14 protein-coding genes are annotated in these 15636 nt (G+C 43.8%); 4 read left to right on the plus strand and 10 right to left on the minus strand.

Annotated features, from left to right (window positions below; genetic code table 11):
• Positions 1–3: 3 nt before the first annotated feature.
• Positions 4–1311 carry a serine hydroxymethyltransferase gene (gene glyA / locus ACYZ97_RS04770; RefSeq protein ID WP_473300327.1) on the minus strand — a complete coding sequence of 436 codons (1308 nt, stop codon included), beginning with the start codon at positions 1309–1311 and terminating at the stop codon, positions 4–6.
• Positions 1312–1499: 188 nt separating this feature from the next.
• On the opposite strand from glyA, the gene argC reads away from it, so the two are divergent.
• Positions 1500–2432, plus strand: coding sequence for an N-acetyl-gamma-glutamyl-phosphate reductase (argC, locus tag ACYZ97_RS04775; RefSeq protein ID WP_473300328.1), 933 nt, complete (start codon positions 1500–1502; stop codon positions 2430–2432).
• A 16-nt stretch (positions 2433–2448) separates the two neighbouring features.
• Here the strand turns inward: argC and ACYZ97_RS04780 are convergent, their stop codons facing one another.
• From ACYZ97_RS04780 to pcsA, 6 genes are all read right to left on the minus strand, one after another.
• The gene (locus ACYZ97_RS04780; protein WP_473300329.1) at positions 2449–3525 is read right to left on the minus strand and encodes a COX15/CtaA family protein; all 1077 of its coding nucleotides are present in this window, start codon (positions 3523–3525) and stop codon (positions 2449–2451) included.
• 127 nt (positions 3526–3652) lie between these two features.
• Positions 3653–5404, minus strand: a complete 1752-nt coding sequence (locus tag ACYZ97_RS04785; RefSeq protein ID WP_473300330.1) for a hypothetical protein — start codon at positions 5402–5404, stop codon at positions 3653–3655.
• A gap of 113 nt (positions 5405–5517) precedes the next feature.
• Complete coding sequence (locus tag ACYZ97_RS04790; RefSeq protein ID WP_473300331.1) at positions 5518–6768, minus strand: L,D-transpeptidase family protein; 1251 nt, start codon at positions 6766–6768, stop codon at positions 5518–5520.
• A gap of 151 nt (positions 6769–6919) precedes the next feature.
• Positions 6920–7348: a DUF6163 family protein gene (locus ACYZ97_RS04795; protein ID WP_473300332.1), complete on the minus strand. Its 429-nt coding sequence runs from the start codon at positions 7346–7348 to the stop codon at positions 6920–6922.
• Positions 7348–8397, minus strand: coding sequence for an enoyl-CoA hydratase/isomerase family protein (locus ACYZ97_RS04800; protein ID WP_473300333.1), 1050 nt, complete (start codon positions 8395–8397; stop codon positions 7348–7350). The genes ACYZ97_RS04795 and ACYZ97_RS04800 overlap by 1 nt, the downstream gene beginning before the upstream one ends.
• A gap of 49 nt (positions 8398–8446) precedes the next feature.
• A complete protein-coding gene (pcsA, locus tag ACYZ97_RS04805) occupies positions 8447–9229 on the minus strand; it encodes a phosphatidylcholine synthase (protein ID WP_473300334.1) in 783 nt (260 codons plus the stop codon).
• Positions 9230–9340: 111 nt separating this feature from the next.
• Here pcsA and ACYZ97_RS04810 point away from each other — a divergent pair, with 111 nt between their 5' ends.
• Positions 9341–10606, plus strand: coding sequence for a UbiH/UbiF family hydroxylase (locus tag ACYZ97_RS04810; RefSeq protein WP_473300335.1), 1266 nt, complete (start codon positions 9341–9343; stop codon positions 10604–10606).
• Here the strand turns inward: ACYZ97_RS04810 and ACYZ97_RS04815 are convergent.
• On the minus strand, positions 10603–11547 hold the full coding sequence (locus ACYZ97_RS04815; RefSeq protein ID WP_473300336.1) for an AEC family transporter: 945 nt from the start codon (positions 11545–11547) through the stop codon (positions 10603–10605). The two genes, ACYZ97_RS04810 and ACYZ97_RS04815, sit on opposite strands and share 4 nt — an antisense overlap.
• A gap of 69 nt (positions 11548–11616) precedes the next feature.
• Positions 11617–12231 (minus strand): invasion associated locus B family protein, encoded by a 615-nt coding sequence (locus tag ACYZ97_RS04820; protein WP_473300337.1) that lies wholly within the window; start codon positions 12229–12231, stop codon positions 11617–11619.
• A gap of 430 nt (positions 12232–12661) precedes the next feature.
• Here ACYZ97_RS04820 and ACYZ97_RS04825 point away from each other — a divergent pair, with 430 nt between their 5' ends.
• Together ACYZ97_RS04825 and ACYZ97_RS04830 are read left to right on the plus strand one after the other, a co-directional pair.
• A complete protein-coding gene (locus ACYZ97_RS04825) occupies positions 12662–14395 on the plus strand; it encodes an extracellular solute-binding protein (protein ID WP_473300338.1) in 1734 nt (577 codons plus the stop codon).
• A 12-nt stretch (positions 14396–14407) separates the two neighbouring features.
• The gene (locus ACYZ97_RS04830; RefSeq protein WP_473300339.1) at positions 14408–15082 is read left to right on the plus strand and encodes a DsbA family oxidoreductase; all 675 of its coding nucleotides are present in this window, start codon (positions 14408–14410) and stop codon (positions 15080–15082) included.
• Position 15083: 1 nt separating this feature from the next.
• Here the strand turns inward: ACYZ97_RS04830 and ACYZ97_RS04835 are convergent, their stop codons facing one another.
• Positions 15084–15614 carry a SanA/YdcF family protein gene (locus tag ACYZ97_RS04835; RefSeq protein ID WP_473300340.1) on the minus strand — a complete coding sequence of 177 codons (531 nt, stop codon included), beginning with the start codon at positions 15612–15614 and terminating at the stop codon, positions 15084–15086.
• Between the last annotated feature and the right edge of the window lie 22 nt (positions 15615–15636).

Genomic DNA, 15636 nt, shown 5'->3' on the forward strand with positions numbered 1-15636 from the left:
CCGTTAACCGAGATATCCATAAAGCGGAAAGCGCTTTGTCAATTCAACAACCTTGTTTTTAACGGCCTCTTCAACAGCATGGTTGCCATCGTCATCATTGACCTTTTTAAGTCCATCAAGCACTTCGGTAATCAAATCGCCAATCAACTCGAACTCAACCTGACCAAAACCACGTGTTGTCGCCGCAGGAGCCCCCAAACGAACACCTGATGTAACAAATGGCTTTTCAGGATCAAACGGAATACCGTTTTTATTGCAGGTAATATTGGCTCGTCCCAAAGCAGCCTCAGCACGCTTGCCGGTTGCATTTTTAGGACGCAGATCAACCAGCATCAGGTGATTATCTGTTCCCCCGGAAACAATATCAAGACCGTTTTTCTTAAGCCTCTCGGAAAGTGCACGTGCATTGGCAACAACCTGTGCTGCATAATCCTTAAAACTTGGATCAAGCGCTTCCTTGAAGGCAACAGCCTTGGCAGCGATAACATGCATCAAAGGTCCGCCTTGGAGACCGGGGAAAACAGCAGAATTGATTTTTTTCGCAATACCTTCATCATTCGTCAAAATCATACCGCCACGAGGGCCGCGCAATGATTTATGTGTTGTAGTCGTTACCACATGGGCATGTGGTAACGGTGAAGGATGGACGCCACCAGCGACAAGACCAGCAATATGCGCCATATCGACCATAAGATAAGCACCGATTTCATCGGCAATTTCACGAAAACGCTTCCAGTCCCAAATACGTGAATAGGCTGTCCCCCCAGCTAAAATAAGCTTTGGCTTATGTTCATGGGCCAAGCGTGCAACCTCATCCATATCCAGCAATTGGTCATCACGACGCACACCATAAGAAACGACGTTGAACCATTTACCCGACATATTAACGGGAGAGCCATGGGTCAAATGACCACCGGAATTAAGATCAAGCCCCATAAAAGTATCACCGGGCTGTAACAGCGCCAGAAAAACAGCTTGGTTCATCTGACTACCAGAATTCGGTTGTACATTGGCAAATTTACAATCAAACAGCTTTTTAGCCCGTTCAATTGCCAATTCTTCAACCACGTCTACATATTCACAACCACCATAATAACGCTTGCCCGGATAGCCTTCTGCGTATTTGTTGGTCAAAACAGACCCCTGTGCCTCCAGTACAGCTCTTGAAACGATATTTTCAGAAGCAATCAGTTCGATTTCATGGCGCTGACGACCAAGTTCATTCTTGATGGCATCAAATATATCAGCATCAATAACCTTGAGTTCTTCATTAAAAAAGCGCTTCTGCACTCCATTCGCCTGATCGCTCATGAAAAAAGTCCTATTCTGTTGAATAACAATGTCTGGATACCTGCTGGGAATGAGATAGCACACTGATTTTCATTCGCCAATAAGCACCATCCGTTTTTGACAATCAATTCCTTCTTTCAACGCTTTTTCTTTTGAAAGAAGATTATTCTTTGCTACAACACAGAACACAATCAAAAAGGATCAGGATAATGGCAACAAAGGTTTTCATTGATGGCGAACATGGCACAACGGGCTTGCAGATCAGGACGCGGCTTGGTAAGCGCCGTGATATTGATCTGATTTCAATTGCCCATGCCGACCGTCACAATGCAGATTTGCGGATAGATTATCTGAAATCTGCCGATATTGCCATACTCTGCCTGCCAGATGATGCTGCACGTGATACGGTTGCCGCTTTAAGCGGAACAAGTACGACACGTATTATTGATGCATCAACCGCCCACCGGATTGACCCGCAATGGACCTATGGTTTTGCTGAAATGACCAAAGGACAAAACGAACGCATTAATTCTGCCCGCCTTGTTGCCAATCCGGGCTGTTATCCAACCGGTGCAATCAGCCTTATCAGGCCATTACGTGAAAGCGGTCTTCTTGCCGCAGAACATCCAACAACAATCAACGCTGTCTCCGGTTATAGCGGCGGCGGCAAACAGATGATTGCGCAGATGAAAGACCATACCCGCGACGATGCGATTACAGCCAACTATTTTCTTTACGGTCTCAATCTGTCACATAAACACATGCCAGAGATCCGTATGCATGGATTGCTTGACCATGCGCCGATCTTCATGCCCAGCGTTGGACGGTTTCCACAAGGCATGATTGTCAATCTTCCGATACATCTCAGTCAGCTCAAATCTGGCACAACAGTGGAAAATATCTATTCAGTCTTTATGCAACATTATGCTGGACAGGATGTCATCAGCGTTGTCTCACCAGAAGAGATCAAAAGTACAACACGTCTCGATGCTGAAAGCCTCGCTGATTCCGATAGAATGAAGATATATATATTCAGCAATGAAAAAGATGGTATCGTCAACCTTAGTGCCGTCCTTGACAACCTTGGCAAAGGAGCATCAGGCGCTGCCGTTCAAAATCTCAACTTGATGATAAAAGCTTAAAAAACCCATTCAGCCTTTATGCCTGAATGGGAAAAGCACCCTTGGTTGCTCGCCAATGTGCCACAGCAAAACATAAAACAACCAAGGCAAAGAACTGATGTGTCAAGCCCCACTCAATGGGAACACGCGTCAATAGTGTTATAATGCCGAAAATTGCCTGCAAGACAATTAAAACCAACAATATCATTGCCCGTTTTGCATGAAACGAATTGTTGAGCAGCTTATCAACACGAAAAGCGTGAATAATGGCAATAATGAGCAAAGCATAAGCAAACATGCGATGAATAAATTGCACTGTCATCGTATTTTCAAAAATATTGCGCCACGCAGGCTCTTGTGACAACAGGCCATCAGGCACAAATTTTCCATCCATGAGCGGCCATGTATTATGACTTAATCCGGCATGAAGCCCTGCAACCAAGGCGCCAAGATAGATCTGAAACAATACAAGAAATACCATCCATCCAGCAAACTTCTGAATACTTCTTTGCGCCGGTTTCTCACGATAAGAAACCAAGCCTCTTGCCAGATCAGTAACAAATATAATGATAATGCAAGCTGTTACCAAATGGATAGCCAATCGATATTGGCTGACACTTGTCAACTCGCTATTGCCAACGCCTGAAGAAACCATCCACCAGCCAATTGCGCCCTGGATACCGATCAATATCGGAACCGCACAGAACCTTACCATTAAACGCTTTTCGACCCATCCCTTTATAAAAAAGAAAATGAGAGGAAAAATAGCGATCAAACCAATGATTCTGCCAAGTAAACGATGGCTCCATTCCCACCAGAAAATATGTTTAAAACCATTAAGTTCCATGCCCTGATTAACGTGTTGATACTGAGCTATTTGCTGATATTTTCCAAACTCTTCCTGCCATTGTGCTTCACCAATAGGCGGAATAATACCATGTATAGGCTTCCATTCTGTAATAGACAGACCCGAACCGGTCATACGGGTTGCCCCGCCGACCATAACAATTGCAAGACACAAAATGAGAATTGTATAAAGCCAACAACGGAAAACTTTGCGGTGCTTGGATTCACATGACGTCAACTCTGAGTCAAAATCGGAAACTGCACTCATTATAGGCTCCTCGAAAACATTCCATGGATCAATAAAGCAGATCCGCTCCGTGAATCATAAGTTACACATCTTCTAACGTTTCTGTTTTAAGAAATATAGCATAATTAACCGCGACACGCAGTCGCGTTCAAACCATAACGAACGTAAAGCGTCGATATTCCATGGCTTCCAAGGTCGAAGCCCATAAGAGTGCTTCTTCATCTTGATCACCATGGCTTACAACATAAAGATGGGCATTATCCAAAAAAGAATGTAATGGCAAAGCCGTTGCTTCGCTTAAGCTCATAACAACAATTTGATAATGCGCACGAATATCAGAAACAATATGATCTGCAGCTTTTACAGTATCATATTCACCACTTAAAGCAGCCTTACCTTTTGTCAAAATATCAACACCAGTTTCCTTGTCGTGATAGATTGCGTCATGAAGGCTACTTAAATTTTCCAGAACATCACTCAATCCAACATGACTTGTAATATACCGGCTTATTTCCTGTCCGCCAAGATCAACCATCAAAACATCAAATTTCTTAGTTTTACAGAGCGCCAATTGCGCGGCCAATTCCTCCGCACCATTACCAAAGAAACAATAGGCTCCTTTTATAGAATCTGCTGTTTCATTAATAAGTTTCTCTCGCGAGATTTTTTTCTTTATCACCGTCGAATGAAGATTGCCTTTTCCTGGATCTGCTAACGATGACCGTGAAGAATCATAATAAAAGAAAACAACAAGGCCAGAAAAAACCAAAATAAAAAGAATAAAGGTCCCTGCTATCCATCGATAATAGAGAGGACTATCCTCCTGAGGAGACGTTGCATCGCCGATAAGGCGTGGCATCAACGTTGCCAATGATGGTTTCTCGTATTTCCTCAAATAAGAAATCTTTGCATCCAATGCGGCGAACATCGCCTTTTGCGCATCATCAATATCTTCAAAAGAATTTGAGTCTATGACAGGTAATACCGTGTTATTCAGTTCCTCTTCTATTTTCCTCACAACCGAGGCACTGATTTCCGCATCATTCTTGAATTGCCATGCCAACCGAAGAGCTTCCTTTTCAATCTGGCGTGCACGTGAATCATACTCCTTACGCATAGCACGAATTTGCGGTGATTGATCACCAAGCTGGCTTTGCATATGGGCAATCTGCGTTTCAAGTGAATATTGTCTCTGCAACAAAACAACCATGGAAGGTGCTTGTGCAATAAAAGATAGGTTCAACAGCGAGCGTTCTTGATGCAATGTCATATCTATTTCATATGCCAATGCATTTTTCTGATAGTTGTCAATTAAAGCATCAATCAACTTTTGCATTAAAGATGCACGCCGCATATCATCAATGTTTTTGCGCGAAGATGGTTTATCAAAATGCATTTCCATTATCTGCTGTAACCGTCGACGCGCTTCAGTAATATCGTGATCAAGCGTGCTCAGATTTTCATTATCTATTTGATTATATTGATCAAAAAAATTCTGAGCGGCACGACGATAAGCATCGGCATAAGAACGGGCTAAGGACTGCACCAATTGTGGATTTTCGTCCCGGGCCGTAACAACAAGATGAGAACCATCTGTTCTAAAACGAAGTTTCTCACGAATGTCCTGACGACCTAGATTAAAGCCTGTATCTTTTTTCAATTCTACTGCTGTTGCATCTAATACATTCTGTGACAATAACAATGCATCAAAATCAGGATAATGATTGCTAAAATCTGTAGCCGTTTCACGGATTAAAACAATATCTGAACGATAAGACAAAGGCTGCAGGAGAAAATATATCCAGACAAGACAAGCGCAAAATAGCGAAGCCATAACGACAACAATGCCGGGCTTATACCAATGCTTGATTGTCATTCCTATTTTTAAAGCCTGTCGCACAAATTATTCCAACATGATTCGAATCTATTTCTTTTTATAAGAAATGAGTAACCATGTTGTTAAAATTAAAAGCCGCTCTCATGAACGGCTTTTAAAGATGGAGATAAATCCTCTTATGTTTCCGTCCCTAAAGAAAGCTCTGGTGCACCATCCATATGATAAATGTCATCGCGAAACTGCACCACACCATCGCCGGTGGACCATGCCGAAATATACACAAAATGCAACGGAATCGGGTCAGCAATATTAATTGGCGTATTTTGACGTGAATTGATTACGGCCTCCATACGCGCGCGATCCCATCCATCTGTATTCTTCAAAATCCACTGATTAAGGTCACGAATATTCTGAACACGTATACATCCGGAAGAATCAAATCGCATCAGATTGTTAAACAAAGTCTGCTGCGGCGTATCATGCATATATACAGCATAAGGATTAGCAAAATTGATTTTCGTTGAAGACATTGCATTAATCTTGCCCGGATCCTGACGGAACATTAGGCTCACAGCCTCATCACTATACCAATTAACACTTTCCGGAGATACTTCTTCGCCCTTGGCGTTAAAAAGATGGATATTATTATCAGCCAGATAGGATGGCTTCTTTTGCATAAGCGGAATAATATCCTTGCGAATGATTGATTTCGGCACCGTCCAGAATGGATTAAGAATGATCTGGCTAATCTTGGAATCAAGAATAGGAGTCTGACGATCAATCTTGCCTACAACAGCGGTGTGACGCTGGACGACAACACCATCCTCAACAGCCTCGATCTGCGCTGCCGGCACATTGACCATTACAAAGCGATGCTCTTGTGATGTCTGTTCTGCCTTCGGCGTCAAACGCCCAAGATTGGTATTTAACTGATTGAGCCGAACCGGTGCACTAACATTGAGAGCCTTCAAGGTTGTCATTCCAACAACACCATCCGCTGGTAAGCCATGTCGAGTCTGGAAACGTTTGACAGCGGCCTCTACATAAGTATCAAAAGAAGCTGAAATACCAGCCTCACGGGCAAGATCGCCCGATATAGCCAAACGACGACGCAAAGCAATGACGCTCTGATCACTGCCCCCCAAACGCAATGGTGCTTGTGATGCAGGCACATTATTCCAGCCACCATCACTAACGATCTGCTGATACTGGACGATTGCCTGTTGAAGATAGGCAACCGTTGCAAGGCTCAAAACAGGCTGATTGGAAGCTACACTATTACCACCTGTCGCCTGAGCATCAAACTGGTCATCCCATTGCCCACGAGAGCGCTGTGCATGCCCAACATTTGCAATGCCGGCTAGTGATGCGGCCAATGAAGCGCCTAAAAAGTAGCGCCGTGATAATAATGTATCCCTTTTGGACATAATTTGCTTTTTGAAACCCATTTTGATTACATTCAATCTATCTATAAAATCGATACTTCAGTTAAACACCATCGTGTTTAAAAAAAACTAAAACAGAAATATCTATCATGCCTGAAGTTAAATATTTTTCACGGCCTAATTATGACGACACTCAATAAGCTGTTGTCATTTCTGTTGTTTTACGGGATGAAATAAAAATCACAAGACGAAACACAACAAAAATCAGTAAAGAAACAATATGAATAAATGCAGTACGTGGCACCCACTCAAAAATTGATGCATACACCGTCATAGCAAGACTTTCCGCACAAGCGGCGCATATCCATAACAACGTTCCCCAACGCGATGCCATCCAGAGGCCACACGCAGCAACAGGATAGATAACAGCAAGACACACACTCAATGTTCTCCATTCAACCGGCATGGTTTCAAAGCGCCATAAATCTCCGGGATAATAACCAACCAGCCGCACCCAATAGATACTGGCACAAAACAGGCAAAAAAGAGAAACTGCACGCAGATAAAAACGATAACCGACAATAAGGCGGCTTTCCTTCAACTGATGCAAACTATCACCCATTATAGCTCCAGTTCTTTATCAAGAGGCTGAAAAATCGCATCGACTGCCTCGGACGAGACTTCAGCCAACGTTGCAGGCATCCATACCGGTTTATAATCCTTATCAATCAACTGTGCGCGTAATCCCTCATAAAGGTCATGTCCGCGCATTAGATGATAAGCCAACCGATAGTCGAGACGCAAACAGTCTTTAAGACTCAAAGGACGATATTCAGCAAATTGCCGGAATATGACTTTCTGACTGGTGGGCGAACGACGCAAAAAATCTTCATAAATGCGTACAGCTAATGCATTGCCAGCATTTGCCTTTTCTGCAAGCGCTGAAGCAATCTGTTCAAGACTTGCCCCACTGAAAAACTGGTTGATCACAGCACGCTGTTCAGCCTTGGTCTCATAATCAACTTCAACAGCAATTTGCTCAAGTATTGTACGCGGCTCGCCATTATCGATAATAGACTGGCGTAAAGTCGGATAATCTTCTTCATGGATTGCGTGGGTTCCAAGTCCGGTCTGCAAACAATCTCCCCAACCGATTCGAGCCGATGTCAATGCGCAGTAAAGCCCCAAATTGTCACTCATCCGCGAAAGATAATAAACAGACCCTACATCGGCAAAATAACCGATTGTCGCTTCCGGCATAGCCAACTTGGTATTCGGCGTTACAATACGATGCGAACCATGCAGTGATATACCAACACCGCCCCCCATGACATAACCGTTCATGAAAGCGACATAGGGCTTGGTATAACGTGAAATATATTCATTGAGGCGGTATTCATCGGCCATATAATCATCGGACGGACAATTATTTTTACCAGCATGATAAACAGAGACTACATCACCACCGGCACAAAAAGCTTTACCTTCAGCCTCGACAAGAACACAACAGACCGTATCATCAGTTTCCCATGCATAAAGTGCCCGGCTCATGGCATTGACCATCTTATGACTTAACGCGTTCAATGCACGCGGTCTGTTTAGTCTGATAATACCGGCTTTGCCTTCTTGAAAAAACAGAACATCGTCATCACCGCCAAAATCCACCTGCATTTTCAACTCCGTCTTTTCAAGACCTCACAAAGGTCTATGTCGTATCTGCTCAAGATTCTTGCCGGCTACCGAGTTTTGGAAAAAGCTGCATGAACGCACCAATGAAATAAACATAAAGCCCGCTTACAGCCAACCCAATCTTAGCCCATTCGGGCGGCTCCATGGCACAAACCAAACCAACGACACCAAAAGCACACCATACCAAAAATATCGGTAAATTGATGAAACGCAATCTTTTAACCCGTACAGGATGCAAAAAGTGAACCGGAAAAAATGACAGAACGGCAGAGAGAAATACCACAGAAAAAACAATCCATTCATTCGGCTTGATGATAAAAAGAGAAAACACCACTATATTCCAGACGACAGGAAAGCCTTTGAAGAAGTTTTCTTTGGTTTTCATACCTGTATCAGCATAATAAATTGCACTGGACACAACGATCAATGCACCGCATACAAATGATAATTCGCGATCCATCATCTTGTTCTGATACAAAGCAAAAGCCGGAATAAGCACATAAGTGACATAATCGATAATATTATCGAGAAGCTCCCCCGACCATGTCGGCAAAACTTCCTTGACCTGAAGGCGCCGAGCAATCGGTCCATCAATACCATCCACAAAAAGCGCAAGTCCGAGCCACCAGAAAGTAGCGGTCCAACGGCCTTCCGCAGCAGCGACCAAAGACAAAAAAGCTAGAAATGACCCAGATGCCGTTAAAAGATGCACCGAAAAGGCCCGCGCCTGCGGCATTGTAACCTTTTTTTTAGTTAAACGCCCGGCCTGACGTTTGAGTGTACCGCCTATTTTTTGCTTCACTGAACCTACCATCACGTCAATCGAGGCATACTATTTTATGGTCTATGCCGTAAAATCAGCGAAAAAACAATTCTCATATGCTGATTTCCTGTGACTTTAATCATCAAAAGGCATTATAGTGTAATGGAATTATTCAAAGGCCGTACCATGACTTCGAAACCACAACAATCAAACAAACCACAAAATCCAATTAGCATTAGTGGCGCAGGCCCCGCTGGTATGATCACCGCGCTTTGTCTTGCTCAAAAAGGAATAGCAAGCCAACTTATAGGCCCTTTGACAAGTGGCAACGACCTGCGCACAACGGCCTTGATGATGCCTGCTATTGAGGTATTGAAAAATATAAATGTCTGGGATGAACTTTCAAATCATGCCGCAGCATTAAGCACCATGCGTATTATTGATGGCACAAATCGGTTAATTCGTAGCCCGACAGTCTCTTTTCGTGCGAGCGAAATTAACGAAAAAGCCTTTGGTTACAACATGCCAAACGAATCTCTTAATGCAGCACTTGAAAAACATGTTAAGGCCAATGCCCTCATTACACGAATTCATGCCACTGTCAGCCATATCCATCATCAAGAAAACAATATTGAAATCAAGCTTGTTGACGACAGGATCATCAAAAGCAAACTTTTGATTGCAGCCGACGGACGCCACTCAATGGCGCGCAAAGCGGCTTCTATTGACATCCGGACATGGCAATATCCACAAACTGCTGTGATATTGAGTTTTTCCCATACTCTTCCACATCAAAATATTTCAACCGAGTTTCATACGGAAGAAGGCCCCTTTACACAGGTCCCCCTGCCCAATTCCTACCAATCAAGCCTTGTATGGGTATGTAACCCGCAACATGCCGCCCAACTTTTGGCACTCGGACCCAATGCCTTGGCGCAAGCTATTGAAACACAAATGCATTCCATGCTTGGTACAATAAAAGTAAATACAACGCCGCAAGCATGGCCTCTTTCAGGTATTGTGCCTAAGCAATTTGGTGCACGCCGGACGCTTCTTGTTGGCGAGGCCGCCCATGTTTTCCCACCAATTGGTGCACAAGGCCTCAATCTTGGTGTTCGCGATGCAATTAATATTGTTGAATCCGTAATGCGTGACCCGACAGATCCTGGAAGTGATACCGTCATCCAGCACTACAATCGAATAAGACGTCCAGATATATGGGTGCGTACAGGCTCGGTTGACGCCCTAAATCGTACGCTTTTGTCTGATTTCTTACCGGCCCAGCTGGTACGCAGCCTTGGTCTTGAAGTCTTGCGCCAACTACCGCCATTACGTAATTTCTTTATGCGAGAAGGCATGACACCAGGAAATGGATTACGGAATATCATTGCAGCTTTGCCCTTGGGCAAGCTAAAACTTAAAACCTAAATCAATCCATTCTGCATCAAATAAAGCAATACCGAGAGTGTCAGCATTGATACAATAGTGGAAATGAGAATGGCTGCCGACGCTCTTTCCGACCAGATTCCATATTGCTGAGCCAAAACAAAAACATTGCTTGCTGTCGGCAATGACGCCATCAACACAGCCGGAAACACCCATTGAGGTGGAAACCCGTCAACCAAATGCAAACCGATATAAACAAGCGTTGGATGGAGCATCAATTTTATAATCAGGATAAAACCGATTTCGCTTGGAATGCGTTTAATCGGTCGAGAAGCAATTGATACCCCCATAATAAACAAAGCACACGGTCCTGCAGCATCGGCAAAACTGCTGACAAGCTTCTCAAACGGAGTCGGCAATTCCATGCCACTCAATGCAAAAAAAAGACTAACCAGTGTTGCGACAATAAAAGGATGGAAAATAATTCCAGAAACAATACCGCGAACCATCATCATCGGTGATTTCTTTTCTTTTCCTGCAATTTCCATCATCACCGGCGTCAGTGTAAACAACAACGCATTATCAAAACAAAAAACTAAAGCGACTGGAACAGCAACGTCCGGCCCAAATGCCGCCAGAGCAATAGGAGGGCCTAAGAAACCAACATTACCATAAGATGCGGCAAGTCCTGCAATTGTACTGGATGAAACATCTTTATGTGTGCACAGCATAGCAATGGCAAACATCAGCAAAAAAACAATCAATGTTGCTGATGTCGTGGTTAAGAAAAAGTGCCAATGCGTCAACTGGTCAACAGGTGTTTTGGAAAGTAATTTAAAAAACAGACAAGGTAGCGCGACATAAAGAATAAAAATATTCATCCAGCCCGCGGCAACAGGTGGTAATTTAAAAAAACGCTGACAACAGGCACCAATGGCAATCATGCCAAAAAACGGAACAACAAGTGATAGAATACCGAGCATAGGGAAGCCTGTTTTACCTACAAAATAAAAAGGCCCCATCAGGGGCCTTTTATTAAATCAGAATAACCATCAATTGCCGGATTTGGCTTTTTCCTGTTCAGCTTTCATACGGTCTTCGATTTCTTTTTGCTTGGCCTGAACTGCATTTTGCAATTTTTCCTGCTCAGCCTGAAAATCCTTTTCTTGCATGCCCGGACCGGTAAAGGCCTGAGTGAAGCCCGTCAGCGAAATCTCGATGGGATTTACACTACCTTGAAAATTAACCGATGTAACTGTCAGTTTCTGACCTTTTTTCATCGCTTCAATTGTCTTGTCATCAAGCTGTGCATCGGCAACGCAAGTTGGCCCAAAGCAGAAAACATAATTGACCTTGGCAGCTGGCGCGTCGCCAATTTGAACATGTACGCCTTCCTGGATCAAACGGCCAGTCGGTACAGTAATACGCAGACGTTTCTGGTTTTCCTTGCCTTTAAATTCAATCAAATTAACGATTGTCAAAGGCTGACCAGTTTCTGAAACAACATTATTCAGTGTATTACAAACATCAACGTCTTGTTGTTTGCTGCATACTTTGAACCAGCCTTGCGGCATGCCCTGAGCAGCGGCCGGAGTATAAGAAGAACCGTAAACGGCCATGGCCCCAGCCAATGTCAAAACGGCAGCAAATGTCTTTTTATGGGACATGATCAGGTGATTCCTTTCGATGCACAAAATATAGTAACCAATTGAGCCAGATTCTTGCCATATAATTAAGGCAACAGAATGACCCTCGCTTCGCGCATTAACATAAGATGCAAGAGAAAATCCAGTCCCTATAAGTGATTTTAAGCCTGTAACTTGAGGTTTGCACCACAAATCACGACAGGTTGAAGAGATAGAGAGGCAAATTGCATAAGACAAACGGCAACCGTTTAAAAACTTGCATTTAAAACCAACCCCTAAAACTGATAGTATCATCACTAGCGAATCATCACTAAACACAACGAGAATCTTTTTGAATCATATCCAAATCATGCCCCGATATTCATCCCGATGGTTTGCAGCCGCATTTTTTTGCTTTTTAGCATGCTGTTGCGGAACAACACTGGCACAAAGCAACTCAACAGGTCTGGCCATGCATGGCAGCCCTAAAGAAAGTATTGATTTTTCCCACTTTCCCTATGTGAACCCTAATGCACCACGCAATGGGAAAATCAGCTATGGCGTTGTCGGTACATTTGACGGACTAAATCCATTTGTCATAACCAGTGTGCGCACGACAGCGCGCGGGCTTTTTGGCGACCAGCAATTCGGTAATATGGTTTTTGAATCCTTGATGACCCGCTCCCGCGATGAGCCATTCACCCTCTATCCGCTGATAGCACAACGTTACCAGCTTAACGATGAACGCAGTGAAATGATCATCTGGCTGGATCCCAAGGCCCGCTTTTCTGACGGACTGCCGGTTACCGCCGATGACATTATTTTTTCCTTTGATCTTTTAAAAAACAAAGGGCGTCCTCCATTTAACCAATACATCCAACGCATCAATACAATTGAAAAACTTGATGCACATTCAATCAAATTCACCTTTAATAGATCAAAGGATAGAGAATTTCCGCTGATTTTACTCTCACTCATTCCAGTCCTGCCACAACATGCCATTGATGTAGAAAAATTTGAGCAAAATGGCCTCACTGTCATTTCTGGTACAGGGCCTTATACGATAGCGACAGTCAAACCGGGCCAACGTATCGTATACAAACGCAACCCCGATTATTGGGGGGCTGATCTCGCAGTCAATCGAGGCCTTAACAATTTTGAGACTGTCACCATAGAATATTACCGTAATGACAATGCACGATTTGAGGCCTTTAAAAAAGGCCTCCTTGATGTTTTCATTGAAGAAAACCCCAATCGTTGGCGCATTGGTTACAACTTTCCTGCCGTACAGGATGGCCGTGTAATTAAAGAGCATTTCAACAAAACGACACCAGCCAATATGGTAGGATTCGTATTCAACACAAGGCGGACTTTTTTTGCCGACCCCACTGTTCGACAGGCCCTTGCACTGGTTTTTGACTTTGAATGGACCAATAGAAACCTCTTCAATAACAGCTATAAACGCATCGAAGGCTTTTGGGCGGGATCCCCGCTTTCATCGATCGGTATAGCTGCATCACAACGTGAAAAAAGTCTGCTATCTCCATTTCCCGGCAGGGTTTCAGCCGAAGTAATGAATGGAACATGGCATGCCCCGAAAACAGATGCCTCGGGCATGGACCGTCACCAACTCAATCAGGCATGGAAACTTCTGACTTCTAAAGGTTTTATCCGTCGTGGTGGCATAACATATCTACCTGATGGCAAACCCTTTCAGTTTGAAATCATGACCCAGACAACAGATGAAGAAAAGGTCGCCCTCGCCTTCCAGCGTAGACTGCAGTACCTTGGCATTGCTGTCACCGTCCGTACTGTCGATGATACGCAATACCAAAACCGGTTAAGTTCCTTCGATTATGATATGATTGTTGGCAAATTGAGTGCAAGTCTCTCACCGGGCAATGAACAGATCAACCGATTTGCTAGTATCTCGCGAGATATAGAAGGAAGCTTCAATTATAGTGGTGCCCATGATCCTGCAATTGATGCCATGATTGATGCCATGCGCAATGCACGCTCGCAGGAAGATTTTATTGCTGCCGTGCATGCATTAGACCGTTTACTGATCTCAGGTAACTATTTCATCCCGCTTTATTATCTTCCCGACCAGTATGTTGCCCGTTGGTCTTACATACACCATCCACAATATACCTCCGCCTATGGCTTCTGGCTGCCGAGCTGGTGGCGTGACAATCAAACCCCTTAAGGAGGGCATAGCGTGTCCGACAAAATCATTTCAATTGATGTCATTTCAGATATTGTCTGCCCATGGTGCTATATAGGGCGTCAACGCTTGACAAAGGCCATCCATCTACTTGATCATCTAGATATCATAGTAAACTGGAAACCTTTTCAGCTTAACCCACAAATGCCAATCACCGGCAAACCCTACCAGCAACATATGCGTGATATAAAAGGCAGCAAAGATTCGGTTGATGCCGATGAGCGCACCTTAATTGAATTGGGGCTTGAAGAAGAAATAGAGTTTGATTTTGAATCAATCCAAACAGCCCCCAACTCACTGGATGCCCATCGTCTTATCTATTGGGCCAGCCAGGATAAAAAAGAAACACAAGGCAAAATCGTCAAGGAGCTCTTTTCACGCTATTTCGAAAAAGGCCAGAACATTGCGGAGAATCGTATTTTAAGTGATAGTGCAAAAGCTGTCGGCATGCATGCCCACATTATTGAAAAATTGCTAGAAACCGATATCGACAAAGATACAATCATTAAAGATTGTGCTATTGCCCACCAGATTGGCGTCCGTGGTGTGCCATGCTTTATTATGGATCGAAAATTTGTTGTTATGGGTGCACAACCCGTTGATGTACTAGCTGATGCAATCCAGCAAATCGCTGACGGCTTTGAACCCGCCACATCTGAAGACCGGTAAATTAGACCGCACACCGCCACCAATAAAGGGCATATGCTGGCACTTCGCGCAAAGTTGAATAAAGATCACGAATATTGAATACCCGACTATAGGATGAAAAGGGAGCCGCAACACCTTCGCACTGAAGTGCCAACCGAATGCGTGGAATATGGAAAAACTGGCTGATGATTGTGACTGTTTTTAAATGCCGCGCCTCCATGATAGCTTTGAGATTAACAGCGCTGGCCTTTGTATTGATACCCGCACTGTCAACAATAACAACGGATGGCGGCACACCATTGGCAATAAGATAATCAGCCATAACTCGCGCTTCGTCATGCCCTTCTATACCTAAGCCACCACTAACTAAAATCAGTGAAAAATTTCCCTTTTGGTATTCTTCCAGTGCCTGATCAACACGCCCCTTTAAAAAAGAGGACATTTGCCCATCTGGATAGACCGTGGTTCCCAGTACAAGAGTAACATCGCTTTTACCCGTTTTTTCCTGAAATCCCTCATAGGCTAGAAAGCCTGCAATGCCGAAAACAATCAAAACAACAATAAAGATAATCAGA

It is taken from the genome of Bartonella sp. bp_1 (assembly GCF_055808085.1).

Coding starts and splice junctions, on each gene's coding strand:
- ACYZ97_RS04780 (WP_473300329.1), bottom strand. CDS start 3,525: ATGAGTGCAGTTTCCGATTTTGACTCAGAGTTGACGTCATGTGAATCC.
- argC (WP_473300328.1), top strand. CDS start 1,500: ATGGCAACAAAGGTTTTCATTGATGGCGAACATGGCACAACGGGCTTG.
- ACYZ97_RS04790 (WP_473300331.1), bottom strand. CDS start 6,768: ATGTCCAAAAGGGATACATTATTATCACGGCGCTACTTTTTAGGCGCT.
- ACYZ97_RS04795 (WP_473300332.1), bottom strand. CDS start 7,348: ATGGGTGATAGTTTGCATCAGTTGAAGGAAAGCCGCCTTATTGTCGGT.
- ACYZ97_RS04815 (WP_473300336.1), bottom strand. CDS start 11,547: ATGCTCGGTATTCTATCACTTGTTGTTCCGTTTTTTGGCATGATTGCC.
- ACYZ97_RS04800 (WP_473300333.1), bottom strand. CDS start 8,397: ATGCAGGTGGATTTTGGCGGTGATGACGATGTTCTGTTTTTTCAAGAA.
- ACYZ97_RS04825 (WP_473300338.1), top strand. CDS start 12,662: ATGCATGGCAGCCCTAAAGAAAGTATTGATTTTTCCCACTTTCCCTAT.
- glyA (WP_473300327.1), bottom strand. CDS start 1,311: ATGAGCGATCAGGCGAATGGAGTGCAGAAGCGCTTTTTTAATGAAGAA.
- ACYZ97_RS04820 (WP_473300337.1), bottom strand. CDS start 12,231: ATGTCCCATAAAAAGACATTTGCTGCCGTTTTGACATTGGCTGGGGCC.
- ACYZ97_RS04810 (WP_473300335.1), top strand. CDS start 9,341: ATGGAATTATTCAAAGGCCGTACCATGACTTCGAAACCACAACAATCA.
- pcsA (WP_473300334.1), bottom strand. CDS start 9,229: ATGGTAGGTTCAGTGAAGCAAAAAATAGGCGGTACACTCAAACGTCAG.